Source organism: Candidatus Manganitrophus noduliformans, assembly GCF_012184425.1.
Taxonomy (GTDB): Bacteria; Nitrospirota; Nitrospiria; order SBBL01; family Manganitrophaceae; genus Manganitrophus; species Manganitrophus noduliformans.
In genome coordinates, this window is the sequence record NZ_VTOW01000004.1 from 185,268 (window position 1) to 209,093 (window position 23,826).

The 23,826-nt window shown below is 58.2% G+C and carries 28 protein-coding genes; 23 read left to right on the forward strand and 5 right to left on the reverse strand.

The window, feature by feature from the left end; translation table 11 throughout:
- On the forward strand, positions 1–3,144 hold the full coding sequence (locus MNODULE_RS19205; protein WP_168062789.1) for a conjugal transfer protein TraG N-terminal domain-containing protein: 3,144 nt from the start codon (positions 1–3) through the stop codon (positions 3,142–3,144).
- Positions 3,145–3,728: 584 nt separating this feature from the next.
- Here the strand turns inward: MNODULE_RS19205 and MNODULE_RS19210 are convergent.
- The 5 genes from MNODULE_RS19210 to MNODULE_RS19230 form a co-directional block, all read right to left on the reverse strand.
- Positions 3,729–4,655: an endonuclease/exonuclease/phosphatase family protein gene (locus MNODULE_RS19210; protein ID WP_320412500.1), complete on the reverse strand. Its 927-nt coding sequence runs from the start codon at positions 4,653–4,655 to the stop codon at positions 3,729–3,731.
- Between the two features lie 51 nt (positions 4,656–4,706).
- Positions 4,707–5,183, reverse strand: coding sequence for a lytic transglycosylase domain-containing protein (locus MNODULE_RS19215; RefSeq protein ID WP_168062791.1), 477 nt, complete (start codon positions 5,181–5,183; stop codon positions 4,707–4,709).
- Positions 5,184–5,190: 7 nt separating this feature from the next.
- The gene (locus MNODULE_RS19220) at positions 5,191–5,589 is read right to left on the reverse strand and encodes a hypothetical protein (protein ID WP_168062792.1); all 399 of its coding nucleotides are present in this window, start codon (positions 5,587–5,589) and stop codon (positions 5,191–5,193) included.
- Positions 5,576–6,556 carry a ParM/StbA family protein gene (locus MNODULE_RS19225; protein WP_168062793.1) on the reverse strand — a complete coding sequence of 327 codons (981 nt, stop codon included), beginning with the start codon at positions 6,554–6,556 and terminating at the stop codon, positions 5,576–5,578. The genes MNODULE_RS19220 and MNODULE_RS19225 overlap by 14 nt, the downstream gene beginning before the upstream one ends.
- A gap of 67 nt (positions 6,557–6,623) precedes the next feature.
- Entirely contained in the window at positions 6,624–7,259 is a 636-nt protein-coding gene (locus tag MNODULE_RS19230; RefSeq protein WP_168062794.1) for a hypothetical protein, read from the reverse strand.
- Positions 7,260–7,917: 658 nt separating this feature from the next.
- Between MNODULE_RS19230 and MNODULE_RS19235 the strand changes: the two genes are divergently transcribed.
- The 22 genes from MNODULE_RS19235 to MNODULE_RS19340 all read left to right on the forward strand — a co-directional run bounded on the left by MNODULE_RS19235 (position 7,918) and on the right by MNODULE_RS19340 (position 23,811).
- Positions 7,918–8,499, forward strand: a complete 582-nt coding sequence (locus tag MNODULE_RS19235; protein ID WP_168062795.1) for a ribonuclease HI family protein — start codon at positions 7,918–7,920, stop codon at positions 8,497–8,499.
- On the forward strand, positions 8,496–9,170 hold the full coding sequence (locus MNODULE_RS19240; RefSeq protein ID WP_168062796.1) for a DUF2493 domain-containing protein: 675 nt from the start codon (positions 8,496–8,498) through the stop codon (positions 9,168–9,170). The genes MNODULE_RS19235 and MNODULE_RS19240 overlap by 4 nt, the downstream gene beginning before the upstream one ends.
- 367 nt (positions 9,171–9,537) lie before the next feature.
- Complete coding sequence (locus MNODULE_RS19245; protein WP_168062797.1) at positions 9,538–10,131, forward strand: MerR family transcriptional regulator; 594 nt, start codon at positions 9,538–9,540, stop codon at positions 10,129–10,131.
- A 74-nt stretch (positions 10,132–10,205) separates the two neighbouring features.
- On the forward strand, positions 10,206–10,601 hold the full coding sequence (locus tag MNODULE_RS19250; RefSeq protein WP_168062798.1) for a single-stranded DNA-binding protein: 396 nt from the start codon (positions 10,206–10,208) through the stop codon (positions 10,599–10,601).
- Between the two features lie 228 nt (positions 10,602–10,829).
- Entirely contained in the window at positions 10,830–11,039 is a 210-nt protein-coding gene (locus MNODULE_RS19255) for a hypothetical protein (protein ID WP_168062799.1), read from the forward strand.
- Positions 11,039–11,443, forward strand: a complete 405-nt coding sequence (gene vapC, locus MNODULE_RS19260; protein WP_168062800.1) for a type II toxin-antitoxin system VapC family toxin — start codon at positions 11,039–11,041, stop codon at positions 11,441–11,443. The genes MNODULE_RS19255 and vapC overlap by 1 nt, the downstream gene beginning before the upstream one ends.
- 185 nt (positions 11,444–11,628) lie before the next feature.
- Entirely contained in the window at positions 11,629–13,272 is a 1,644-nt protein-coding gene (locus tag MNODULE_RS19265) for an ATP-binding protein (protein ID WP_168062801.1), read from the forward strand.
- Positions 13,273–13,344: 72 nt separating this feature from the next.
- Positions 13,345–13,755, forward strand: coding sequence for a hypothetical protein (locus MNODULE_RS19270; protein WP_168062802.1), 411 nt, complete (start codon positions 13,345–13,347; stop codon positions 13,753–13,755).
- Positions 13,752–14,186: a hypothetical protein gene (locus MNODULE_RS19275; RefSeq protein ID WP_168062803.1), complete on the forward strand. Its 435-nt coding sequence runs from the start codon at positions 13,752–13,754 to the stop codon at positions 14,184–14,186. The genes MNODULE_RS19270 and MNODULE_RS19275 overlap by 4 nt, the downstream gene beginning before the upstream one ends.
- A 359-nt stretch (positions 14,187–14,545) precedes the next feature.
- Positions 14,546–14,836: a hypothetical protein gene (locus tag MNODULE_RS19280; protein WP_168062804.1), complete on the forward strand. Its 291-nt coding sequence runs from the start codon at positions 14,546–14,548 to the stop codon at positions 14,834–14,836.
- A 413-nt stretch (positions 14,837–15,249) separates the two neighbouring features.
- Positions 15,250–15,972 carry a JAB domain-containing protein gene (locus MNODULE_RS24485; protein WP_202882273.1) on the forward strand — a complete coding sequence of 241 codons (723 nt, stop codon included), beginning with the start codon at positions 15,250–15,252 and terminating at the stop codon, positions 15,970–15,972.
- Entirely contained in the window at positions 15,969–18,008 is a 2,040-nt protein-coding gene (locus MNODULE_RS19290) for an ATP-dependent helicase (RefSeq protein ID WP_168062805.1), read from the forward strand. The genes MNODULE_RS24485 and MNODULE_RS19290 overlap by 4 nt, the downstream gene beginning before the upstream one ends.
- 14 nt (positions 18,009–18,022) lie before the next feature.
- Positions 18,023–18,505 (forward strand): hypothetical protein, encoded by a 483-nt coding sequence (locus tag MNODULE_RS19295; protein WP_168062806.1) that lies wholly within the window; start codon positions 18,023–18,025, stop codon positions 18,503–18,505.
- Positions 18,471–18,749: an OB-fold nucleic acid binding domain-containing protein gene (locus MNODULE_RS19300; RefSeq protein ID WP_168062807.1), complete on the forward strand. Its 279-nt coding sequence runs from the start codon at positions 18,471–18,473 to the stop codon at positions 18,747–18,749. The genes MNODULE_RS19295 and MNODULE_RS19300 overlap by 35 nt, the downstream gene beginning before the upstream one ends.
- Positions 18,750–18,763: 14 nt before the next feature.
- A complete protein-coding gene (locus MNODULE_RS19305) occupies positions 18,764–19,555 on the forward strand; it encodes a RecB family exonuclease (protein ID WP_168062808.1) in 792 nt (263 codons plus the stop codon).
- 11 nt (positions 19,556–19,566) lie between these two features.
- Positions 19,567–19,806 carry a hypothetical protein gene (locus MNODULE_RS19310; RefSeq protein ID WP_168062809.1) on the forward strand — a complete coding sequence of 80 codons (240 nt, stop codon included), beginning with the start codon at positions 19,567–19,569 and terminating at the stop codon, positions 19,804–19,806.
- A gap of 90 nt (positions 19,807–19,896) precedes the next feature.
- Positions 19,897–20,106 carry a hypothetical protein gene (locus tag MNODULE_RS19315; protein ID WP_168062810.1) on the forward strand — a complete coding sequence of 70 codons (210 nt, stop codon included), beginning with the start codon at positions 19,897–19,899 and terminating at the stop codon, positions 20,104–20,106.
- A 332-nt stretch (positions 20,107–20,438) separates the two neighbouring features.
- The gene (locus tag MNODULE_RS19320; RefSeq protein ID WP_168062811.1) at positions 20,439–20,798 is read left to right on the forward strand and encodes a hypothetical protein; all 360 of its coding nucleotides are present in this window, start codon (positions 20,439–20,441) and stop codon (positions 20,796–20,798) included.
- A gap of 36 nt (positions 20,799–20,834) precedes the next feature.
- A complete protein-coding gene (locus tag MNODULE_RS19325) occupies positions 20,835–21,029 on the forward strand; it encodes a hypothetical protein (protein ID WP_168062812.1) in 195 nt (64 codons plus the stop codon).
- Positions 21,030–21,052: 23 nt separating this feature from the next.
- On the forward strand, positions 21,053–21,505 hold the full coding sequence (locus MNODULE_RS19330; RefSeq protein ID WP_168062813.1) for a hypothetical protein: 453 nt from the start codon (positions 21,053–21,055) through the stop codon (positions 21,503–21,505).
- Complete coding sequence (locus tag MNODULE_RS19335) at positions 21,495–22,502, forward strand: hypothetical protein (RefSeq protein WP_168062814.1); 1,008 nt, start codon at positions 21,495–21,497, stop codon at positions 22,500–22,502. The genes MNODULE_RS19330 and MNODULE_RS19335 overlap by 11 nt, the downstream gene beginning before the upstream one ends.
- A gap of 133 nt (positions 22,503–22,635) precedes the next feature.
- Positions 22,636–23,811: a hypothetical protein gene (locus tag MNODULE_RS19340; RefSeq protein WP_168062815.1), complete on the forward strand. Its 1,176-nt coding sequence runs from the start codon at positions 22,636–22,638 to the stop codon at positions 23,809–23,811.
- The last annotated feature ends 15 nt before the right edge of the window (positions 23,812–23,826 follow it).

A 23,826-nucleotide genomic window follows, 5' to 3' on the forward strand; every position in this document is an offset into this window, starting at 1 on the left:
ATGGTCTATGAGATCCATACCTACGGAGGAGGAGAGGGGCTCTTCTTCATATTGAACGGCATCAAGATGATCTTTGGCTCCAGCGCCTATGTCACGCTGATCCGGATCGTCAGCGTCGCGGGGATTCTATTTGCCGTCGGCTACACAGCGATTTCGCAGCGGATCACGCCTCACTATTTCATGGCGTGGGCCCTGGCCTATCTGATGCTGTTTACCCCCAAGGCCGACGTGGCGATTGTGGATCACATCAAACCGGCCGGCAATCAGGTCATCACCAGGGTCCCGGCCTCGCTCGCGGTCATCAGTTCCTACTCTTCCTGGGTGGGGGATGCCCTGACCCGTCTGATGGAGCAGGCCTACTCCCTCCCGCCTGAGATCGGATCGCGTTCTTCAGGGAACGGGACGGCGATCAGTCTCATCCAATCGACCCTCCACGAGCGGATTGCAGAGCCCTATGTCTCTGCCAGCGCGCCGCAGTATATCCGGAACTGCGTCTTCTACGACGTCCTGGACGGAACCCGGCCCGCCAGCGCGATTCTGAAAAGCCCGAATCTCCTGGCCGACTTCGAGGTGGTTCATCCGAGCCGGTTCACCGAAACGCTGATCGATGAGGACGGTACGGAGATCACGGGCCATCCCGATGTGGTGACCTGCACAGAAGGATATCGGCGCCTCCGGCTGGGGCTCGGTACGATCTATCCCGCCTGGTGGGAGCGGTTTGCCCGGAACGTAGCTGGATCGGCCGGGGTCCCTCCGGAGACCGTCGGGTCGGTCCTTCCCCTCTCCTATGAAAGCCTGATGAACCTCGCCGCCACCCCTCAGGAGATCCTCTTTCAGTCGGCGATGATCCATGCCTACGATGAGGCCCTGGAGCTTCAGGCCAAACTGACCGGCTCCTCGACGGAGCTCCTCGGCATGATCCTCTCTCAGGCGGAATACCAGCAGACGAACGCCTGGTTCACGGCGGGGCAGATGGCGCGGGAATATCTTCCGGCCATGAGAAACCTCGCGGAGATCTTCATTCACGGCCTCTTCGTCGTCATCCTTCTCCTTGCGTTCACCCCACTCTTCCCCGCCGTCCTGAAGATGTTCGGCGTCGGCTTCCTCTGGCTCCAGCTCTGGGGCCCGATTCTTTCCATTATCAATTTTCAGGTGGCCCTCTGGACCCGGGAGGCGCTGCTGTCCACCGATCAGGTCACGATCATGACCCTCTATCAAATCGACTCCGCGCTGGCGGGGAAGCTGGCGCTCGCCTGGGGGATGTCGGCCGCCGCCGTGACCATTGCCTGGTGGATCGCCAACTTTTCTTTCAACGGTGTCGCCTCGGCCATCGCATCCGCGGCAGGGGTCTCGCAGTCGGCGGCCGGCCAGGCCGCATCCACCAGCGGGATGGGGAATATCAGCATGGGGAATGTCCATCTGAGCAGCATGACGGCGAACAAGGAGAACACCGCAGTGGAGAGGACGGCAGGATGGAGAGAGGAGCGGCACGGCGGGTGGATGGAGGGAGGATACGGGCCGGCCGCGTATACAAACATCACCCCCTGGACCGAGGAAGGGGCGGTCCGGGCGACCCTCAGCAACGTGGGGGGCGCGCTGAATCTCAAAGTGGACGATACCGATACACAGCTTCGCAAGACAGCCTACAACGATTCGAAGCAGCAGGTTCAGGAGATGTTCGGCTCCGAAGCGGCGCAGTTTCGCCAGACCCTGGCCCGGCAGTCGGAGCAGCAGGCCTCGTCCGGGACGGAGCAGGGTTACGGAGAGAGCATCGAGTCCGGACAATCGGCCCAGTGGCAGAGAACCAACCGGGCTGCAGACCGGGTGGCAAATCAGATTGCGGAGAAGTACGGCGTCTCGGCGGATACGGCAAGAGAGATCGCCGAGGAAGCCCTTTTCACGAAAGCGATCAGCGGGGAACTCGGATTTGATGGTTCGTTGGGACTTCACGCACCCGGGATTGGAGGGGCCGGAATCAAAGGAAAGGTGGAAGGAACATTAGGAGGTCAAAAACGCGGTGAGGAATCATCCGGTATTCAGGCAAAGAGGCAACACGCTTTTGACGAGGCCCTCAATTCCTTCACCGCACAAGAATCTGAGGAGGCCTGGTCGCTCCATGAGCAGGCCAGGCAGTCCGAGCAGGCCCGGCATGTACAATCGACTTCCACGGGAGGCCGGGAAAGCACGACGGCCGGCAGCGCCAGGGAGAGCCAGAGCCTGCAGGGCTTCCGGGAAGGGGTGGCCAGTCTGAACTCCCTTGCGCACGAGATCAGCCAGGCCGAAGGAAGGTCCATTGTCCTGAGCCAGGACCAGATACCGGGGTTCATCAACTACATCGGCAAACAGGGCGGGGAGCAGGAAAGCTTTGTGGTGCGGAAGGTGATCGATGCCGCGAGAGAAGGCCGTGTGGACGACACCCACATTGCAGGGAAAACAGTGGCAGACTGGATCCGGGAATACAAAACCGATCTTGACAGAAAGCACCTTGCCGGTCCCGAACGGGCGGAGCTTTTTGGAAAGGGATCTTCTCTGGAAAGAGGCGTGGACGCACGGATCAAGGGCGATAAAGATATGACCTCTCGCGAGCAGGGTCAAATCCGGTCCTGGGTGGAAGATCGTCAGACAGTGACACGCGATCAAATTGAGGGTGGAAAAAGCAACGTCAGCTCGAAGAGGGAGGGGGTCGAGCAGAAGGTGGAAGATACTCGCGGAAAGGCCGGAGCCGAAGTCGAGTCTGGAAAAGCTGGCATTTCTGAAAAGCAGGGGAAGATCAGCCAGGGAGGGGAAGCCCTGAAAGAGCGCGTAGAGAAATTTCAGGACCAAGGAGTCAACCTTAATCGGGTCGCAGGCGAAGCGGTGATACCGGATTTTGTCAAGGAAAAGCTGAACCTTCAGTGGATGGAGGGAGTGGGAAGCCAGCTCTCCCAGGGCCGCAGAGAGCTCTTTCCGGAAGGAGCCAATGTCCCTCACCCGAATTTCTACGGCGGGGGACCCAGCAAGGAAATTCTGGATCGGGCGCAACAGCATCCGGAAAAAACACTGGAAATGATCGATCAACAGCGGGAGGAGATGTACAAGAACTTAGAGAGTGTGTACCGGACGATAGAAAAGATGGATCATGTGGGAAAAGAAGAAGAGCGCTGATGATGTCGATCTGATCTAGCGGCGCCGGAATAGAGAGTACCTCTTAGAACCAATAACATGTCGGTCATTGTCTAAATCACGTTCCACTTTCTTCCAAGCGGACATTTCATCGTCCTCCCACAGGTGCATTTCCTCTTTCCCTGCCATTGTCCTGCCGCCCAGTTTCCTGCCGATATACGCGATAAGCAAGACGATTACGACACCCAGAGAAACTAAAATAAAAATTACCATAAGATTTTTCCTCGTTGGTCACCGCCTTGTGGCATCAAAGAATTGCGATATCATCATAACAGGAAATATAGCGTGAGCCAATCTGTGATGCCGTGAGGCGGTCCGCACTTCTCCATTCGCGTGAGAGTCTGTCCAGCAAGATGCTCATCCGTCGTCATTAAGAGTAAGGGTACAACAAAACGCATCAGGAATCAAATAATCCGTTACAATCACAGATACCTGGATTACTTGCGATGTGAGGATGGGTGATTCTGGACATCGAACGTCTCTCTTTCTTTTTGGAAAGAATGCCACAGTTCAGAGGTTCATAAAAGGGCTTTTATCAACGAGGGAGTCTCCCCGACCTATATCAATCAGATCTCAAGTTCTACGAATACCGCCGCGTGGTCAGAGGCATGCTCCCCCTTCTTTCTGATTTTGGAGTTCTGCTCATCGAGTTTGAGACCAGGGGTGGTGGAGAGCATCCCGCTCCGGTCAATGAAGGGGTTGCGGGCCTGCCCAGCCAGAGAACGTGAGAGGAGAATGTGGTCGAGCTGATTGTGTTCCTTGCCGCCCTTGTAGTAATGAGTCCAGCGATCCTGTGGCTGAAGTTTCTCAAAGGCGCTGGTCACCGGGAGTTCAAAGAGCGGTTGAAGGGGATCAGACCCCGGCGTATCATTCATATCCCCCAGGATAATATAAGCGCCCTCGCTATCTTTAAACCGCTCTTTGACCCGGTCCCGTACCGCCTCGGCCTGCCGTTTTCTCAAGGCATCGCTTGACCCCTTTTTTCCCACCTCCCGTTTGGACTTGAGGTGATTTACGAAGAGCGTGAAAAGTTTCTCCCTCTGATGGCTGTGAATGTCGACCTCCAGGAGATCCCGGGAGAAGATGTACCGTTCCCTCTGCCCTTGCGGCCTGAACTTGAGGTACTGATGGGTCCGGACATTGCCGATTGGAAGTTTGCTGAGCAGCCCGATGTCGATCCAGCGGGGGTCGTTCCCTTCGATCAGAAGTGCGTAGGGGTAGCGATATTTGAGGCAAGAACGGTTGAAGGACCGGAGGGTGTCGAGGTCATCCACTTCCTGTAAGGCCAGGACATCCGCATTGTTCTTCCTGATGACTTCTGAGAGCCTGTCCAGTTTTTCCTGGCTGAGCTTGATGTTCTTGAACCGCCTGTCTTTGGTGATGTCGAGGAAGTCGCTGGGAGGGGTTCCATAGGGGATCTTCATCCGGCTCGACTTGTACTTTTCATGAAACCGTTCGATCAGGTTCTCGATATTGTAGCTGCCGATCTTGATCCTCCCCCATCGCTGCCTCCTGTTGACCGCATGGTGGTTAAGGCGTTCGGCTCAATGCGGATTGCCAGCCGTAAAGAGCGCCCGATAAACTCGCCAAGCATACCAAATCCGGCGGCTTCTGTCACCAGAATGGTATCGGCCCACCGCTTCCCAGAAGGGATATTGAGAAAAGTAAAAACGGAGAATCGCCGCGCCGGCCCAGATATTGATATGATCATCCAGCAATTGGACTTTGGTCAATCCTAACCTTCTTCCCCAGATCCGGTAGTTGATTTGCATGAGGCCGATATCCACATTGTCGGGGGCCGCTTTTAAAATTTCTTCCGCCTCCTCCCGGCTTGAAGGGTAGACCGCCTCTCCGTTGAGGTTCAGCGCCCAGGGATGATGAGAACTCTCCACCCTGGAGATGGCAACCAGCAGTTGCACGGGAATTCCGGTGACCCGGCTGGCATCGGTGAAAGGATCCTGCGCAGCGCTACGGGCTGGCGTCGAAAGAAGAAAGCCGGCGAAGATGAACACCAACGGCATCGACACCTCACTCCAGATCAGGCTTAAAGATGGAGCCGATCACCCGTCTGGCGGCCTGACCGATCCCCGGTTGGGGAGGATTGGATTTCCTGGGAGAGGGTATTGGCTGAATGACCTTCAGGAGGAGACCTTTCATCCTCTGTGAGCGCATCCGCTTCGGAACCCCGGACAGCCAGAGGAGAATTTGCCGGTCGGTCTCCCTCTTCGGATTGAGACGGAACTGAAAAGAGATGAGGAAGTGATCCGGCGGCGGGTTATCTTTGAGTACGCTCAGGAGCGCTTCCCGAATCTTCCCCGATCGTTTCCTATTCGGGATCGCCAGAAGCCAGGCGTGAATGGCCCGGTCTTCTTCATAACCCGGATTCAGATAAAGCTTGAAGGAAGTTTTCCGCTCATGCCTCATCATAGTACCGGGCCCCCTTGTAGAATCCCCGGACATTGGCCTGCTGGGGATCGTCCATAAAGATCATCCTTGGGAAGGTCCGGATCAGATAGGGTTTCAGGTGGGAGCTTCCTCCCCCGGTGCAGATCATCCGGTTCAGCTTCTCCCCCTCCCATCGCTGGCGGATCCAGGAGATGATCTGATCGGCCAGACCCGCAAGATCGGATTCAAGAAGAGAGGGATTGATCGCCGTCCGCTCCCCGAACCGGCAGAGTATCCCTTCAGAGAGGGCCTCCTCGGTCGATTTGAGGTCCCAGTTGCCGCGATAGGTCGCAGAGAATTTGGAGACGGCCGCCTGGTAGATGGCGCTCATCCCCTGTTTGATGCTCCCGGAGAGCTTGTGCGCGTACTCCCCGGAGCGCATCAGAACAAAGTCGGTCGTTTTGTAACCGATATCGATGATGCCGACCGGACCCTCCATGTACTCCTCATTCAGGCCTTCCGGGGCGTAGAGCAGATCCATGAAGGCCCCGCAGGGTTGCGGGATGACGGTGAGGTTTTTGATCACAAAGGAAACGTCTTCTCCTGCTACCGAAAGATCAAACCGGCCGCGCAGGGTTTTCTCGATGACCTTCCGGTCCTCGAAATCATCCACCGGCAGCCCGGTGATGACCGAGAAAGCCTCTTCAGGAGATTCCACGAAGAGGGAGATGGCCGCAAGAAAGAGGAGTTTGAACTCCGGCGTCTCTGTTCGGACCCGGTCCAGGGTGGCATGGGCGAACCGGCCTTGATTTAAAGCGAGGTGTCCGACGAAATAAGTTTTCTCCTCCAGCGTGACCGCCAGATGATGGAGTCGATCGGATTCGTTCTGCCAGGAGGGCTTGAAACTGATCTCCACCGGCGGACTGACCACCGAAGGGAAGACGATGGCTTTTTTATCATCCATCGCCTTGGTATATCCGAAGCCGACATCCAGTCCGAGATAGTGCATGAGATGAACCTCCTTTTTGTTTTGTCCCCCCTGTTCGGGTGACAACGGGTTGATGAAAAGGGTTCTGTCACCCGTCGTTGGGTGACAGGCGCCACGGACAGCTTTCGATGGAAGCCTTGGCCAGATCGACGACCTGGAGGATGATCTCTCGCGAGACGTTGTGATAACCGGCGTGGTGCTCCATATCCACCTCCTGTCCGGATCGGATCTGGCCTCGGATCTCCAGGTAGGTGGCGGAGAACTTCTCGTGTTCTCCTCCGTTTTCGTCTGCCAGATCGCGAAGTTGCTCTAAGATTCGCCGCTCTCTGTGTCCGAACCAATCCCGCCAGGCCCTCCAGGCGGCGGAGGATGTTCTGGCCGCCGTCCGGATTTTCAGGCCGAACCTTGCCGCGGTCTTGTTTTTTCCAAACCGCGACGAGAAGAGCGCCCGGGGGGAATGCTCGAAATAGAAGGTGATGTGATCTCTTTCGTAGACATGCTCGATTTCCCGAAGGAGGGGCGGTTTACATCGGCCTATCAGCGTTTCTAATCGATCGTCGGGTGAATCGTTGAATTTGTACTTCGGGATGTAGACGCGCCGGCCTGCCAGTCCGCATCGGCGCGCTAGGTCAAAGAGTGCCTTCAGATCAGGTTTCCCCATCCCCATTTCTGTATGATTTTCCGCGACCGATTCGACACCCCTGGTGCCAGCCTTTTGAGCCATGTTCCCCCTTGAACTAATAATGCCAATCTCATCTTCAGAGGACATCCCCCCTCGTGCCACGCGTTTGCCACAGTCCGGCGGCTTCCCCTCTCCCTTGAGATCATCTTTCCTGTTTGCCGATTTTCCTCCGTGTCGATCCATCTTCGGTTCTTTCCTTTCCGGCGGATCTGGTTTTTCCTGCTCGACGCCCAGCCTATCGCCGGTTGATCGAGCTACTTCCGCCTTGACTGCATCCGCTTGAACTGTACACAGAAGTGGCACACCTGTGCTTCCGGGATTGCGACAGAATTTTCCTCTTTCCGTCCGGTCTTTCGCCTCCTCCGGGTTGGCCTCCGTCGTAACGTCGTTTTGAGTGGGCGGCATTTTTAAAAGCCCTCTCCCGACGCGCCGTCCCCCTTTTCTGATAAAGGAAAGGCGAGAGATGTTACGACGCTCCGTCCTTAAAACCGAAAAATGAATCCGGTCCCCTGTGGGGTGGAGCGAGCCCCTGGCCCCTCCACCCCTCCCGGAGAGGAGTCCTCCCGGCCGGGCGGGTTTTCCGGTTGGGCTCTTCGATGTGCGATCCGCTGTGTGATGAGAAAAATGATTCCTCCCGTTTCCGGGGCCTCGGCTTTGTGGAGCCCCTGAAGAGAAGGGGCGAAAACAAGGAGGTGCGAAGATGGAGCAGAGGAATCAAATGGATCAGACGGTTTGTCTTCGACGAAGGGAGAGGAGACCTCCGGCTACTATCAAATCTGCCCTTTCTGAAATTGCCCCGAGTCGATCTTCCGATTGCATCGAAGTCTGGTACGACGGATGCTGCGAGCCGGTCAATCCGGGTGGCAATGCCGCCTGTGGGATCGTGATCAAGCGGGGCGGCCAGGTCCTCTGGCAGGAATCCCGCTACATTGGAAGTGGCCCTGCAATGTCGAACAACGTCGCCGAGTACGGCGGGATGATCGCCGCGCTGGAGTATCTGATCGAAAAAGGGCTGACCCATTTCCCGGTGGTCTTGCATGGAGACAGCATGCTGTCGGTCCGTCAGATGACCGGGGAGTGGCGGATCAAGGGAGGACGCTATCTCCCCTACTACCTGAAGGCGAAGGAACTGGCCCGGCAGTTTTCGGACATCACCTTTCTCTGGATTCCGAGGGAGGAGAATGCCGAAGCCGACACGCTCTCCAAGGCCGTCCTGAAAGAGCAGGGAATCCGGTTCCGCATCCAGAAGGAGGAGAACGGCGTCGGAGGGAGGAGACCATGAGGACGATCATCGCAGGATCGAGAACGATCAACGATTCCCTTCTTGTCGAGCAAGCGGTCCGCGAGAGCGGCTTCAGGATCACCGAGGTTCTCTCCGGAGGCGCGCGGGGTGTCGATTGTCTTGGGGAGGAATGGGCGCGGCGCAACGGCGTTCCGGTCAGGCATTTCCCTGCGGACTGGGAGCGCTACGGAAAACGGGCTGGGTATGTTCGAAATGAGGAGATGGCCGATCGCGCAGAGGCGTTGATTTCCGTATGGGACGGCCGTAGCCCCGGGACAGGACAGATGATCGAGATCGCCAAGAGAAAAGGGTTGAAGGTGTTTGTTCTCACCCCGAATGGGAAGGCGACTCAAAGGTCTGTATCCGGAAAGATCGTCTACGACAGGGCCTTCTCTCCGGATTCCGGGGGTGGTGAGGCCCGGGCCGTGATCGTCGATGACTCGGACGACGATCATATCGCGTTCCGGTTCGGGATCACCGAGCATTCAGGCGGGGGCAGAGAGGTCGTCACCTTTCAGGAGAAGATCCGGGAGGAATGCGTCGGTGTCCCAAATCCCGTCCGCCGGACCCTCTGGCAGAATCTCTACCGGCAGGCCAGGGAGGAGTTGGAGCGGGAGATCCGGATCGCGACCGATCCCCATTACGACCTTCCGGAGCGGGAGGTCTATTAGCGCCCGCCGGAAGGAGAGAGGCGAAAAACGACCTGAGAGAATGTTTTGACCAGGGGCAGTAGGCCCCTGGAACCCGATATCAGGAGGAGAAGATGGACATTGCAGGAGAGTTGCTTGCGATTCACCGCTGTCTGAGAACGCCTGCTTTCCGGGCTAGGAGTGTTGTCCGGGATGGATCAGGCCGCATGGGAACGGTCATCGCCGCCAGGCTGTCGGTCCTGGAAAATGGCGTTGGGAACGAATTTGAGGTCTGCTGGGAAGACGGGCAGACAGACTGGATTGATGGCCGCCTGCTGACCCCGGCCGACGGGAATGGGTCCTGTGCGTCCCGATGAGCGAAAAGCAGAACCTCTACCAGGAGAGCGCCATGAGCCGAAAGAAATTCTTCTGGATGGCCGAGCAGGACGAACTGATCCGAAAGCGGTATGACAGCCGGACGGAGACCATTACCGATCTGGCGCGGATTTTCAATGTCCCCCGGTGGGCGGTGCGGAGACGGGCGGGGATGTTGGGGGTCTCGCGCGTCAAAGAGCTTCCCTGGTCTTCGGAGGAGGTTGCCTTTCTGGAAGCGAACTACTCCAAAAAGTCGGTCTTCTGGATCTCGAAGAAGCTTCATCGCTCCGCCACCGCCATTCTGATGAAGAAGAGACGGTTGGGCCTGCGAAAGACCGATGACGGCTACACCCTTCGGATGGTCTGCGAGGGTTTCGGGGTCGATCACCACAAGGTCGGATACTGGATCGAGCAGGGGTGGCTGAAATCGCGCGGCAGAGGGGTGAACCGGCCCCAGGGGGACTACCGGTTCTTTACGGACGAGGCGCTCCGCCGGTTCGTCCGGAAGCACCCGGACCAGATCGATCTGAGGCGGGTGGAGAAACTCTGGTTCATCGACCTGCTGGCCGGGCTCAATATCAGCGTGCCCGACTTTGAGGGGATCGGGGATGTTGTGGGCGTGGGATGATCAAAAGGGAGCGGGGCGCCCATTTTAAGTCGGTGGACAACATAAGGCCCAACAGGGCTAGGGAGGAATGAGAGATGGATTACTGCAAGATTATTCTGCATGGGCGACTGACACAGGACCCGGAGATCCGCTACACCCCCACGGGTGCTGCGGTGGCGAGCTTCTCCGTGGCGATCAACCGGAAGTACCGGAAGGGAGAGGAAGGGAAGCTGGAAGAGGCGGTGACCTTTGTCCCCGTCCGCTCCTTCGGAAAAGCGGCCGAGCAGGCGGGAGAGCACCTCGCAAAGGGAAGGGCGGTCCTGGTCGACGGGGAGCTTCGCTCCTCCGAGTGGAAGGGAGAAGGCGGAGAGACCCGCCGGAGGCTCTACGTGGCCGCGCAGAAGATCATCTATCTGGGGAAGGCCAACGGAAAGCCCGTGGACCAAGAGAAAACCGGGGGCGCCGCCGATTCGGACGATATTCCGTTCTGAGCGGTTCGAAGCTGCTCGACACCCTATCCCCATTTCTGGGGAGCGCCGGTAGGGGCGAGAGGATTGACCCGACGGCAAGAACGAATCGGTTCGATCGGGTGACGTTCGGTTCGACTGCGAATCCTGGAGGGGGTTCAACTCATGGTCTCTGCTCAGATATATATTAAACACATTGACAGGATATCTAATTATATGGTATTAGATATCCATGAGTGAGGGCCATGGAAGATGAAAACGTCGGTCGAAATCGATAAAAAGCTTTATCAGAACGTCAAGGAAGTCTTGGGAACGGAGACTCTGAAGGAGACCATCAAGAAGAGTTTCGAGGAGGTCCTTCACCACAAGGCATTGGAGAACTCCGCCCGCCTGTTGGGGAAGATCGATCTGGACCTCACCGTTGATTCGATCCGTAAACAACGTCGAAAACGAATGTTTTGATGTATCTTATCGATACCTCGTTATGGATCCACGCATTACGACCCCGTGGGAATAAAACGATCCAGGAAAAACTGCGTCCTCTCATCTTGGCGGGGAATGCGGCCATCACTCACTGGATCGTTTTGGAGCTGATGACCGGAATCCGGTCTGGGGAAGAACAGAAAAGCTTAAACACCTTTCTGGAGCCGCTTCCGCTCCTTCAGGCCGAAGACGCCTGCTGGACGATAGCCTGGGAATTAGCGGCCCATTTGAGGAAAAAAGGTCTCACCCCCTCGGCTGCGGACAGTCTCATCGCAGCCGTTGCTATTAAAAATGAAATTCCTCTCATTCATATCGATCAAGATTTTACCGGAATCGCAGAGCATAGCAGACTCAAAGCAATAAACTGGATCGAGTATCTATAAAAGCTCGGCTCCAGGGCGATCGCTCTTCCCTCCTTTTGACAAGCAGGAATACCGCCCTATTGGTGCAAAGACCCGACCTTCCCACAACGGATGGTTGGGCCTTTGTGTTTTTGGGGAAAAGAGAGACGCCTCGACGGGGCAGGGGTAATACTTCGTTTCGTTTTGTATAAAAAAGGAGGAGTGTTATGTCTCAGACAGGTTCAGGGCCTTTTCCAAAGGCAGTCCGGGTCGAGGCGGACCTCGCCTCTCTCTTGAAGAACTTCGGGGAGGTCTTCTCCGGGGAGACGATCTGGATCCGGGAGCTGCTTCAGAACGGCCGGAGGGCGGGGGCCGCCCGGATCGACCTCTTCACCGACCGGTCCGATCCGAATTACCTCCGGATCGCCGACAACGGCAGCGGGGTCGCCGATTTTCAGGCCCTGCTGACGATGGGTCGCTCTGGATGGCGGCAAGAAGTCATCGAGAGGGAAAACCCTTTCGGCCTGGGATTTTACGCCGCCCTCTATGCAGCCGTCACCGTCGAGATCCGGTCCCAAGGGCAGCGCTTGCTCTTGAACACAAAACGGGTCCTGGCCGGCGACGCGGTTGAACCGGCCCCCTGCGAGATCCGCCCTGGAACGGTTATCACCCTGCATCTCAAGAAACCGCTTCCCGATTCGTTTGAAAAGCATCTGGAAGAGATCGTCTCCGGCTTTCCGACGCCGGTTTGCCTGAACGGGGTTCCCCTCCCGCGCCCCTATGCCCTGGATGTCTGGAAGGGGCTTCGGTTTGAACTGCCGGAGGCTACCGCCCTGGTCCAGTTGGATCCGGATCTGCGGTATGAAACGGGGATCACCTTTCTGCAGGGGCAGGTTCTCTCGAAGGGGGGCGATTTCAGGCGCTCCTGGCCGGGTTTTGACCGGCGCGGGATCCGGGCCTATGTCCATCTGCAGGGAGAACGGTGGCGCGTCCGGGTGCCGGACCGCGACGCCCTGTACGACGACGGGGAGGCGCGGGAGCGGATTGCGGCGCTTCAGAAGAGAATCCTTCAGGCGGCAGCAGATCAGATCGTCGCGCAGGGAGAAGTGGAGAAGTATTTCGAATGTCTCCTGGAGTGGGGATGCTTCGAGGTCGTCCGGGACCTCCCCATTCCTGAGCGCCGGTGGGGCCGGATCGTCTCCCCGGCTCATCTGCCGCACTATGACGGCGAGGGGCTCGATGATCTCCTCGGCTCGCTTCCGGCCTCCAAGATTCCCGCCTCTGAAAACGGCCTCCGGTTTATCCGGGAGGGGGTGGGGCTCCATGCCGATGAAGAGACGCTCGATCACCTATTCGCGGCCTATGCCTTCGGCATTCCGATCCTCGACGCCTGGAACGATCCGGAGCACTGGTTTGCCAAGAGCTCGGCCGGAGAGGATCTGGAGGAGTTCTATCGGCGGAAGCTCTCCGTCTCCGTAGAGGAACAGGATCTTGTCGCCGAAGGGTCCTGGTGGGGGAAGCGGGTCGTGATCTGCAGGCGGTTCTTCCTGACCCTGGAAGGATACGGGACGAAAGAGATCACGGAAGACGCTTTCCTCGACGGCGCCTTCTGGATCATCGACCGACCGCTGCATTATCACTACCCGATCGACCAGGCCTTCTATTTCCAGACCCAGGGAGAGGATTTCGATGAATCCGGTTTTGATGCGGCGATGGAGAACTTCAGGGCGAATCTGGCAATCATTAAAAGGGATCCGGCCGCGCTGATTCAGAGTGCCCTCGAGGAGTATGCCGAAGCGCTCGACGGCGGCCGGTTTGTGGTCGAGGCGAACCGGGGGGAGATTCGGGTGGAAGCCCTCGAACGAAAGTAACCGGACAGACCCGGAATAAAATGGGCGCCATGCCCGTCCGCCGGAAATCTCTTGTTCCGAGAAAGGAGTCTCATGACAGAAGAACAAAATAGAATGAAGCTTCACGAAGCCGTCCGAAACGCCAAAGGGAATCAGACCAAACACAGGTTCTTAGCCATCGCTGTGACCGACCAGGAGGTCGAAATCCTCTCGTGCGCCGCAGGAGGAGCCTATCTGGAAATGCATGATTATTCCACCGGTTCGGTTTCATTGGATGAAGAGGCGATCATGCGGGATCTGGAGGAGCGGTTTCCAATCCTCCTGGAGAAGCAAGAAGAGAAGTATCCATGCCCGGTGTGCGGCGATGAAAAAGAGGGGCTTTTCGCCCTCATCACCTGCCTCAATGACAATCACGGTTACACCCGCTCCCAGGTCGCCGACGTCATCCGGCCGATCGAAGAGGCGTGGGAAGCGGAGAGGAATGGCCAGAGGAGTGAGATATGAAACTTACAAAACGGGAAACCGCCACGGTCTTGGCGGCGCTAAGAAGTTGGCAGCAGGATTTACAGGAGGGGGGTCTTATACCCAAAGAGGACTTCCCTCATCACTTCGAATCGGATGAACCGCTGAACACGAAGGAGATCGACGATCTCTGTCGGCGGATCAATTTTCAAGGCGAAGGAGATCACATGGAACAAAGCCCGATCTTCTGCCCGCGTTGTCACAAGCCTGCGGACGTCATCGATGAACTCCAATGGAACGTGGCGATGACCACCACCTATTCATGGGATGGCGAGGGATTCGTCGAGGTCAGCCATGAAGAGGATGGCGGCGATCGTGAGCTTCAATGTAGGGGCTGCGGGAAAATTCTGCCTTTCGACAATCAGAACCAAGAAGAAAGCAATTGCAATGTTTTGTTCAATTTCCTCAAATAAGGAACGCCGTGATCCAAAAATGAAAAGATCGATATCGGGGTCGCTCATCCTTGAATCTTTGCCGGAACCATTCCATGGATACGAGTACGGCAAAAGGAGGAAGGTGAGGAAAACGATGATTGGACCTCCGTGAAAGGAAGCGAGATCGCCTATTTAACCAGAATGGAAGCATGCAAGGCCAAGAAATCCGAAATATTCAATTGCTTTCGTTTGTTCCCATAAGATCGACCAGGATTCCGGTGTGAAGGGCCGACAAGCGGAACGCATCTCGATCCACCAAATGAGGATGCCGGCGAGCCCAAAGTCAGATCGAATGGCGAAGGGGTATCACGCCTCATCCAGTTCAGAACCGTGAGGAGATGATGAAAAAAAATGATCAGAAGATCACTGTGGATCCGATCGTTTACGCCGAAGAACCAACCCGGTATAAGGCTGTTGCCGAGCCGGCCGGAGATGGAGACGCCTACCGGGAACTTCGGGTCGGCTTCTTCGATGAGAAAGGGGAGTGTGTGGCAGACACCTACTTTACCGTCGATTCTGCCACCGGCGAGCCGAGGATTCTGATCACCGCCGACGGCGAGGGAGACGGCGATCCCGCGATTGAAGTCTTTCCGCTCAGATCCGTCGAAGCAATCATGAAACGCTACTGAGCGATTCAGAAAACCCGGGAGAAGGAGACTTCCGGCCAGAAACGAGGAGGCTCACCCTGTTCAATTTTACGAAGATCGCGAATCTGATACCGCCCAGGGAAAAGTCGATAGCCGTCATAGCGGAAGGTCCGTTCAGCAAAAAGATTGAGCCCGCTGACATCTTGTAACAGAAAGAGCAGAAGGCCCAACTTCTCATCGGAAGAGGTTGGGTTTTCATGTTGATGAGCTTGTCTGCTCGCCTCTTCAATCGTTCCCGTCCATCACGATTCGTGGCAGCTTTTCTTATACACCCTCGAACATCCCATAAGACCGAAAAACGAATTTGATTTCTTTTACGGGCAGGGGCCGACGGCCCCTGTGACCCCTGAGATTCGTCTTGCTTGAATCCAGTCTGTCTTGACCAGGAGATTCGCATGTACAGCCCCAGGATCGATGAGGAACTGATCCCCACCCTCTACCGGCTGGCGAAGGAGAAGAAGATCCCGATGACCCGGCTGGTCAACGGGATGCTGCGGTCCGCCCTTGAAGAAGACCCCAGCGAACTGCCCCCAGCGGTCTGTCAGGAGAAAGGGGCCGGCGGTATCTCTGAGAGAGGGGCAGACCGTCCCGGATCGGAGGAATCGTGCGGCCCTCCCCTTGTCCACGAAAAAAGAGGTATTTCCGTGGTCCGGATTCAGATGATCCGGGAGGGACGCTTCCCAGGCCATCCGGGTCCGGTCAGAAATTCATCCGATGCGGCGGGGATTCTCCGATCCTACCTGGCCGGCGCCGACCGAGAATACTTCGTGGTCCTCCTCCTCGATCAAAAACACCGGATCAACGGGCTCAATCTGGTTTCGGTGGGGACGCTGACCATGGCTTTGGTGCATCCCAGAGAAGTATTCAAGCCGGCAGTCCTGGCGAATGCGGCGCTGATATTGGGACACAATCACCCCTCGGGCGACCCTGAGCCGAGTTGTGAGGATCGGGAGCTGACCCGCCGACTTGTCTCGGCGGGGGAACTCCTGGGGATCGATGTTCTCGACCACATCGTCATCGGGGAGCGGGAGCATGTCAGCTTTGCCGACCGGGGGATGATCCCGCCCCGGGGACGAACGCTCGGAAGTACGGTGACCTCGTTCAAGGAGAAGCGATGAAGAACGAAGCGAAGATTTTTTCCGGAGCCCCCTCCGAGGAGGGGACGGCCATATCGGAGATCCTCTCCGGCCTGAATGCCCCCCAGCGGGAAGTGGCGCTCCATGGCGAGGGGCCGCTGCTGGTTCTGGCGGTGGCCGGTTCGGGGAAAACGAGGGCGATCGCCCACCGGGCGGCCTGTCTGGTCAAAGAGCGCGACGTTTCTCCTTCGCAGATTCTCTGTCTCACCTTCACCAACAAGGCGGCGGGGGAGATGCGTGAGCGGATCGGAAAGCTGCTGGGGGGCCCGCCCACCGGTCTGACCGTCGCCACCTTTCACGCGCTCGGCGCCCGGCTGCTGCGGGTCCACCACGCCCTGATCGAAAGAAGCGCCCGCTTCTCGATCTACGATGAGGAGGACGCCGCCCGGGTGATCCGGGAGGCGGCGAAGGAGCGGGGGGCGGAAGGGACCTGGGAGGTGTTTCGGGCCGACATCGGCCGTCTCAAAAATCTCGGAGTCCTGCCGGGGGACAATCCCGCGTCGGTCTGGGGTGAGTACGACCGCGAGAGCCGCGATCTGACGCTGCTGCGGGAGGTCTACTCACGCTACGAGGAGAAGCTCTCCCGCTACGACGCCCTCGACTTCAACGACCTGCTGCTGAAGGCGCTCCTGCTCCTTGAGCGGCGTCCGGAGGTCTTGAGTCATCTCCGCCGCCGCTGCCGTTATCTCCTGGTGGACGAGTACCAGGACACCTGTCCCCTTCAGGAGAGGCTGCTCAATCTTCTTGCGGCTCCCTCTTACAATCTCTGCGCCGTGGGGGATGACGACCAGGCGATCTACACCTTCCGCCATGCCGATGTGACCGGGATCCTGACCTTCGAGTCCCGCTATCCGGGGGCCCGGGTCATCCGGATGGAGGAGAACTACCGCTCCGGCGGAAAGATCATCGAGGTGGCTGGGCAGGTGATCGCCGGAAACCGCCGGCGCCAGCCGAAATCGATCCACACCCGGAATCCTTCCGGTCTGCCGGTGGAGGCGGTCGGCTTCCCCTCGGAGGAGGAAGAGGCGGCTTGGATCGGCGAGAAGATTGAGGAGCTGAAATCCGGAGGGATCCCTTTCGGAGAGATCGCTATACTCTGCCGGGTCGCCTCTCTCTTCCGCCCTCTGGAGAAGGAGCTTGCCCGGAAGCTGATCCCCTATCTCCTGGTCGACGGCCTCGCCTTCTGGGAGCGGCGGGAGGTCAAGGACATCATGGCGTATCTCCGGTTCATCCACAATCCGCTCGACTATCTCAGCTTCAAGCGGATCGCCAACGTCCCGCCCCGGGGTCTGGGGAAGAGGACGCTCCAGCAGATCGAAGTACGGCTGAGGGATGCTGGCGCGTCTCTTCCCAGGATTCTGGAGGAGGCCGCCTCCCCCAAACTCCGTCCGTTCCTGGAACTGATCGAATCGCTCCGGAGCGAAACCCGTTCGGTCAGCGGCCAGATCGAGGCGCTTCTCGACCGGACCGGGTATGAGGGATATCTGAGCAAAACCTGTCCTGATGCGGAGCGCCGGATGGGCCGCCTGATCCAGCTTCAGGCCATCGCAAAGCGGTTCGAGCAGGATCCAGAGGGAGATCCTTCCGACATCGGATCACTCCTTTCGGAATTCCTCTTGGAAGCGGGTCTTTCCTCTGCCGGTCAGGCGGGGGAAGGCCGTCCCGATCAGGTCCATCTGATGACGGTCCATGCCGCCAAAGGTTTGGAATTCAGGGGGGTGTTCGTGATCGGCCTGGAGGAGGGGGTTCTCCCGCACGCCCGCTGCCGGGACAACCCGGAGGAGGAGCGGCGGCTCTTCTACGTCGCGGTGACCCGGGCGAAAGAGCGGTTATTTCTTTCCTGGTCTACCCGCCGGAATATCCAGGGGCGGGAGATGCATCTTTCCCTCTCCTCTTTTATGAGGGAGATCCTTTCGCAAAAGGGAGGGGCCTGGAGGATGTCCCCTGCGTACCGGAAGGCGGAGGAGGCCGTGATCTTCCATCGCCCCGGTCTCAGGCAGAAAGCCGCCACCTCGTGAAGAAGGAGCGCGCAGTGAACTCGAACAGGTCGTTGAATGAAGAAGAACATTTGAAGGAGATTGTCTCCCTCCTTGCAGCGGAGGGAAGGGATTACCTTGCCTGTCAGGTGGTTCATCTTGCGGGCATCCTGAAGGAGGGGGCGCAGAGTTTTCTTCCGATCCTCCGGTGGGGCTACCTGCTGGCGAAGGGCCATCTTTCGGAGCGGGAGGCGGTCTCTCTTCTGACCGCGCTTTACGCAGAGGCCCGCTCTGCGGCCTCGGGCGAATCGGAAGGAAGGCTTCTGTCGTTGTTGGCCCAGTCGCGGGACGGCATGTGGCTGGCTGAACGGCTTCGGGAGGAGATTGCCCGGCAGGAAGAGAAGCGAAAAACGAATCGGATTCCTCTGGGTGGAACCGATGAAAGATTGAAGGAAGGAGAGGGGTGCCATGAAGAGGTCGACAATGAGGGGGCGCAAAAAGAGGATGATCCCCGCGTTCTCCCCCGACCCAGCCGATGAAGACCGGGAAGTCGTGGTTGAAGGGGAGGTGATCTGGGTCGTTGAGACAAAGGGGCTTCTGACCCGCGTCCGAACCGAGGAAGGGATCGTCGAAGTCCGGATCTTTCATCCGACCGACCTTCACCGGCGGTATCTGGAACGGGGGGCCGAAATTCGGTTGATTGGACAGCCGCGCCGCCGATACGGCCGGCCCTGCTTCATCCATCCCCGGATCGTCCTCCAACCGTCGCAGGGAAGATTTTAAAAGGGGAACCGTCCATGACCCTCTCTCACAGCCGGGTGAACCGGTATGACTTCTGCCCCCGATCCTACCGCTACTACTATATCGACGGCTGGAGGCCGAAGACCAAGAAGCCTGCGCTTCTCTTCGGCGATGCGGTCGATCAGGCGCTCCAGGCCTTCTTCAGGGCCGGGGAAGATCCGGCGTCGGCCTTTGAGGGAGTTTGGGAAAAACTCAAAGACTCTCCCGTGGCGTGGGGAAAACGGAATACTTGGGAGGGCTTCCTTGAGATCGGAAAGAGGCTGCTCGAACGCTTTCTCGCAGAAGAAGCCTCCCGGTTTTCGGAGGTGGCTCCGGAGAATGTCCAGCGAAGACTGACAGCCGACCTGGAGGGCCTGACCGTCATCGGCTATCCCGACCTCTACTGCAAGGTCGATGGCCTTCTCACCCTGGTCGACTTCAAGACCGCCGCTTCTCCCTATGACACGGAGGAGGTCGCGCTCAATGAGCAGCTCACCGCCTACTGGTGGCTTCTTTCGGCCAGCGGCCTTCCCGTAGAGCGGGTCGCCTTCTGTGTCCTGCTGAAACTCAAGGAACCGAAGATCGGATGGCACTTTTCGACCCGAAGCGAGGGGGAGGTTGCGGAATATCTGGAGAAGCTTCGGATCGTTGCGGCCGATGTCGAGAGAGGAAGGTTCCCCAGGAAGAGCGCCTCCTGCGGGTTTATGGGCGGCTGCGACTTCAAACCGCTCTGCCTGGGAAATGAGGAGAAGATCCAGATGACCCTCTGCCTGCCGAAGGAGATCTCTGAGGAAGAGATCGTCATCTGAGGAGAAAAAACATGGACGAAGAAGTGGAGTTGGAGATCGGCCCGCGCGACGACATGCTCCGGGCCTTAACCGAGGCGCTTGATCTGGCGGACCGGGCCATTGAGAAGAGCCGGGCTGCCGCCGACCACGCAGACGATCTGTTCGGAACCCCGAACCTGGTCAACGGAGAGCTTTGCGATCTGATCGAGATGCTTCGCGTCTGGCACAACTCAGCGGCCGCCCTCCTGGAAGATCTGAAAGAAGAAGGCTGAGATGGAGAAGAAGCGATCAAAGAGGACAAACCTGAAGGTGATCGGGTCGTGGCCCCCTGAAAGAAGAGAACCTTTGAAGGAGCAGACTTCTTGAACCCGAATGAACAAACGATCCTCTCTTCGCTGACGCAGACCTATCCCTCTCGAGCGGCCTATGAGGAAGCGGTCAAAAGGGCTTTTTTGAAGTATGGCATGACCCCGGTGAAGGCGGAGTATGATGCCGCTGGAAATTGTCTTCAATGCGGGGAGTGCGGTCGATGCCCGGGGTGGCATCTTCCTCCCGGAAAGGAGCAGACGTGATGAGAACCAAGCTATTGACCGGTGATGGTCAGCCTGTGGGGGGTATCGCAACAAGCACGATGATCATTGATCGTGATGACGGGCAGTGCTTTTATGCAACGCGCAAGGCTGTTGAACTCTGGCAGGAAGAACCGCTTCGTCGTATACGGCGATGGCCAAGAAAGCGGATTCTCTGGCTGCTTCCGGCGCGAGAGCAGCCCGCAGATGACACGTCGGCATCGAGGAAGGAACCAGGATAAACCCGCCATGAGAACCGATCGGATCATCTCGACGGAGCGTCATCGAGCGGAGATGGAAGATGCGATCTGTCTGAGAAAACAGGAGGGAGCCTCATGGTCGGAGTGTATCTGAACGAACCGGTTGCGAAGATCCGCGCCACGATCAAACTGCTTGAATATTACCGCGCCTTTCTTCGCTCCGACTGTACGGAGGCCAAAGACCCGCAGCAATGGGGTTTCTACCTGAATAAGGCCCAGGCGCGGCGAAGGCTTTATTTGCTGATCGACGTCGCGATCAATCGAAAGGCGGGGATTGAGTGCAAGGATCGCTGCTGCGATCCCCTGATCTGGGTCGGGTGGCTCCGGGACCAACAAAGGCTTCGGGAGATTAAACTACGGATTCGCGTCTATCAGTTTGAGAGCGAAGAAGTGAGAAAGCGCTTCAATCATCTGCTTTCCCGATATGACGATTGAACCGATGCCGGCGATGAACCGCCAAAAAGGAGGACGATGATTCGTAAAGCGAGCGTGCGCGCGTTTGTCCGTGAAAAAGGGTATCGGCTCTCCGCCGACGCCCTGCCTGCCCTGGAGGAGGCGATCCGCCTGATCCTGACCCGGGCGATCCTCTATACCCGTCCTGCCAAGACGATCCGGGGGAAGGAGATCCTGATGGCGGCAGGGAAGCGGGAGCGGTCTGGTCTTTAACCGTCGATTAAAGGAGGAGGGATATGATCGAGGAACCGTTGAAAGATCTGGAGAAAGCCGTGAGGAGCTATCTGAAGGCGGCGGCGGGCGACTGCCCTTTCTGCGATCTGAAGAGGGATGACGCCGGCTGCGAGTGCGGCAGGATCGCACAGGCCGAGGAGCAGGCGGAAAGAGAGATCTTGGCCCTGGCAAAAAGGCACCGACGCAGCCACGCCTGCGAGTACTCACGGCGGGAGCTGCTCAAGCAATTTTACAAGATGGGAGACATCTATTCCGGCGAGAGCCTCGGCATCTACCGCTGTACCGGATGCCGCCGGCTCTGGATGATCCGGTTCCAGCACGACGCAGGGACCGGATCGGACGACATCTGGCTTGCGCCGGGGGAGAGCGAACGGGGATATGAATTCACCCTGGAAGAGGCTGTAAAGTACAGAGACAAGGAATCCGTTTCGAAGGAGGAGAAAAATGGGGAGTGAGGTTGTTCAGATCAATCCGTCCGAGTTGCTCAAGCAGGAGACGGAGATCACGGACCGTGATTTCTACGAGGTCTATGACCCGCGCATCCGGCGAAAGAAGAAGGTGCCGAGCGCCCGCGTGTACAACAACTGGGCAAAAGAGGCCGGGATCAAGACCAAAATTCTCGACGCCGGATGCGACTCAGAGAAGGCCTGGGCGCATGTAAAAGGATGGCTTGGGGAGGAGGCCAACCCCCTCCTTCAGAGAGAAGCCCGCGTCACCATCCTCTGGAAGATCGAGTTTGAGAGCCTCGTCTGGGACGCCATCGCCGACAGGGAGAAGAAAAAGCCCTACACGGTCGGGCCCGACGGCTATCCCGTGCTTACGAATCCCGCCGATCAGCTCGCGCTCATCCGGCAACTCTCCCGGATCAAGCGGTTTGGGGAGCGGACCGCCGTGACCAAGGCGGAGGCGATTGTGGAGAAAAAGCTCCTGGGAGTGGAGTACCGGGAGCCTGAAGAAATCCGGCACGAAAAAAGGGAGGTGCAGGCCGTCTCCGAAACACAGGATGGGACACTGCATGTGAAAGAAGAGGGGATAGAGAGGGAAACCGGCGAGGGGTTTGAACCTCCTTCCGGGGTGGACAGGCCGAAATCAGGTGCGGGAGAAGCAGGGGCAGAAGACTCAAAAGGCAAAACGGAGAGCGATCTTCCCAAAATCCCGGTTCCCCTCCCTGCCGGGTCGGCGCCTCTTCCCTCTCCATTCAAAAGATCTCTGACCAGAGTCGTTCAGGTTAATGGGAAGCGCCTCCGGACCGCCGGGATCGAGGCGGCGCAGCTGGCCCAGATCTGGAAGGCCGCCGAGGAGCACGGGAACGAAAAGATCGCTCCCCTGCTGAAAGAATTTGGCGCGGAGAAGTCGACCCATCTGACCAAGGAAGAAGGAGATCAGGTCCTGGGTCGTCTGGCCCGCCTCCCCGCCGCAGAGAGAAACGGCGCAGAAACCCTCCCCGTCTGAACCGACAGACGTTCATCACGTCCCTTCTAACGTCTCACGCAGATCAGAAACCGAAAAATGATTTGTTCTCTTTTCATGAGCAGGGGGAGGCCCCCTGCTTCCCTCTAAAACCTTTACAGAAAGGAGCCAGAAGATGCAACAGATTCAGAGCGAGATGGCAGTCGCAAGCTGGAGCGGCCGGGGAAGCCTGACCGACCTGGTTGGCGAACTGGAACGACAGAAGGAGTCCAAGTTCGACTTTGTCTCAGACACCCGGGGCATCGCGGTGGCAGAGCGGGAAGGGAAGTTGTTCCTGATCCCGAAAGAGGATCGGGCGACCGAGTGGATCCCTGCACTGGGACTTCCGATCCGGCCGGGGGCGCTTGACCAGATGGGAGAGAAATGCGATCCACAAGTTCCAATCAAATTCCTCCGGGAGCTCTCCGGACGAAGACCCCGCCGGGCCGCCGAGCTTCTGAACAATCTGATCGAAGATGCCCCGGCCCGCCGGTTCATCCGCTGTCTGGATGGGTCGATCCGGGCCTTCCTCTCCGACCGCTACCGGGTGCTCGACAACTACGATCTCGCCTTCGCCGCGCTCGATGCGGTGCGGCTGGCGGGCGGGGAGGTGATCGAGGCGTCGCTTTCGGAGACCCACATGCGGATCAAGTTCACCTCCCGGCAGATCTGGGACGCAATTGATATCAGGCGGCAAGACAACCGGGGGAGCTGGTATGCGGGGGGTCTGGGAAACCAGGGATATCTCTCCCGTGTTTCGGCCCGGTCGGGCGGGGATCTCCCCGGAGGGCCGGGAACCGTTCATCCGCTGGTGACCCTCTCCAACAGCGAGACCGGACACGGGGGGCTGTCGGTCCGGATCGGCCTGCTCCAGGCGATCTGCTTCAACCTGGCGACCGTCGAGGAGGTCGTCGCCAAGGTCCATCTCGGGGAGCGGCTCTCCGTCGGCGTCTTCACCGAGGAGACGGTCACGGCGGAATCAAAGGCGATTTACCTGAAGGCCCGCGACACGATCAAAGGGGCCTTCGATCCTCTGGCCTTCAAACGGATGGTCGATCTCGCGAAAGAGGCCCAGGCGCAGGAGATCCACGCCCCGGCCGCCGCCGTGGAGAATGTGGCGAAGGCCGCGTCTCTTCCGGAAAAGGCGAAGGACGCCCTGCTCGCCTACTTCGTCAAAGACTACGACCTGACCCGCTACGGTCTTGCCCAGGCGGTCGCGCGGCTGGCGCAGGACGAGGAGGACGGAGAAAGCGGCGCCGGCCTGGAGGATCTGGCCGGGAAGATCTTAAGACGGGAGATGGCGTTCGCATAACCTCCCACATTTCCG

Coding starts and splice junctions, on each gene's coding strand:
- MNODULE_RS19205 (WP_168062789.1), top strand. CDS start 1: ATGGTCTATGAGATCCATACCTACGGAGGAGGAGAGGGGCTCTTCTTC.
- MNODULE_RS19215 (WP_168062791.1), bottom strand. CDS start 5,183: ATGCCGTTGGTGTTCATCTTCGCCGGCTTTCTTCTTTCGACGCCAGCC.
- MNODULE_RS19220 (WP_168062792.1), bottom strand. CDS start 5,589: ATGATGAGGCATGAGCGGAAAACTTCCTTCAAGCTTTATCTGAATCCG.
- MNODULE_RS19225 (WP_168062793.1), bottom strand. CDS start 6,556: ATGCACTATCTCGGACTGGATGTCGGCTTCGGATATACCAAGGCGATG.
- MNODULE_RS19230 (WP_168062794.1), bottom strand. CDS start 7,259: ATGGCTCAAAAGGCTGGCACCAGGGGTGTCGAATCGGTCGCGGAAAAT.
- MNODULE_RS19235 (WP_168062795.1), top strand. CDS start 7,918: ATGGAGCAGAGGAATCAAATGGATCAGACGGTTTGTCTTCGACGAAGG.
- MNODULE_RS19240 (WP_168062796.1), top strand. CDS start 8,496: ATGAGGACGATCATCGCAGGATCGAGAACGATCAACGATTCCCTTCTT.
- MNODULE_RS19245 (WP_168062797.1), top strand. CDS start 9,538: ATGAGCCGAAAGAAATTCTTCTGGATGGCCGAGCAGGACGAACTGATC.
- MNODULE_RS19250 (WP_168062798.1), top strand. CDS start 10,206: ATGGATTACTGCAAGATTATTCTGCATGGGCGACTGACACAGGACCCG.
- MNODULE_RS19255 (WP_168062799.1), top strand. CDS start 10,830: ATGAAAACGTCGGTCGAAATCGATAAAAAGCTTTATCAGAACGTCAAG.
- vapC (WP_168062800.1), top strand. CDS start 11,039: ATGTATCTTATCGATACCTCGTTATGGATCCACGCATTACGACCCCGT.
- MNODULE_RS19265 (WP_168062801.1), top strand. CDS start 11,629: ATGTCTCAGACAGGTTCAGGGCCTTTTCCAAAGGCAGTCCGGGTCGAG.
- MNODULE_RS19270 (WP_168062802.1), top strand. CDS start 13,345: ATGACAGAAGAACAAAATAGAATGAAGCTTCACGAAGCCGTCCGAAAC.
- MNODULE_RS19275 (WP_168062803.1), top strand. CDS start 13,752: ATGAAACTTACAAAACGGGAAACCGCCACGGTCTTGGCGGCGCTAAGA.
- MNODULE_RS19280 (WP_168062804.1), top strand. CDS start 14,546: ATGATGAAAAAAAATGATCAGAAGATCACTGTGGATCCGATCGTTTAC.
- MNODULE_RS24485 (WP_202882273.1), top strand. CDS start 15,250: ATGTACAGCCCCAGGATCGATGAGGAACTGATCCCCACCCTCTACCGG.
- MNODULE_RS19290 (WP_168062805.1), top strand. CDS start 15,969: ATGAAGAACGAAGCGAAGATTTTTTCCGGAGCCCCCTCCGAGGAGGGG.
- MNODULE_RS19300 (WP_168062807.1), top strand. CDS start 18,471: ATGATCCCCGCGTTCTCCCCCGACCCAGCCGATGAAGACCGGGAAGTC.
- MNODULE_RS19305 (WP_168062808.1), top strand. CDS start 18,764: ATGACCCTCTCTCACAGCCGGGTGAACCGGTATGACTTCTGCCCCCGA.
- MNODULE_RS19310 (WP_168062809.1), top strand. CDS start 19,567: ATGGACGAAGAAGTGGAGTTGGAGATCGGCCCGCGCGACGACATGCTC.
- MNODULE_RS19320 (WP_168062811.1), top strand. CDS start 20,439: ATGGTCGGAGTGTATCTGAACGAACCGGTTGCGAAGATCCGCGCCACG.
- MNODULE_RS19325 (WP_168062812.1), top strand. CDS start 20,835: ATGATTCGTAAAGCGAGCGTGCGCGCGTTTGTCCGTGAAAAAGGGTAT.
- MNODULE_RS19330 (WP_168062813.1), top strand. CDS start 21,053: ATGATCGAGGAACCGTTGAAAGATCTGGAGAAAGCCGTGAGGAGCTAT.
- MNODULE_RS19335 (WP_168062814.1), top strand. CDS start 21,495: ATGGGGAGTGAGGTTGTTCAGATCAATCCGTCCGAGTTGCTCAAGCAG.
- MNODULE_RS19340 (WP_168062815.1), top strand. CDS start 22,636: ATGCAACAGATTCAGAGCGAGATGGCAGTCGCAAGCTGGAGCGGCCGG.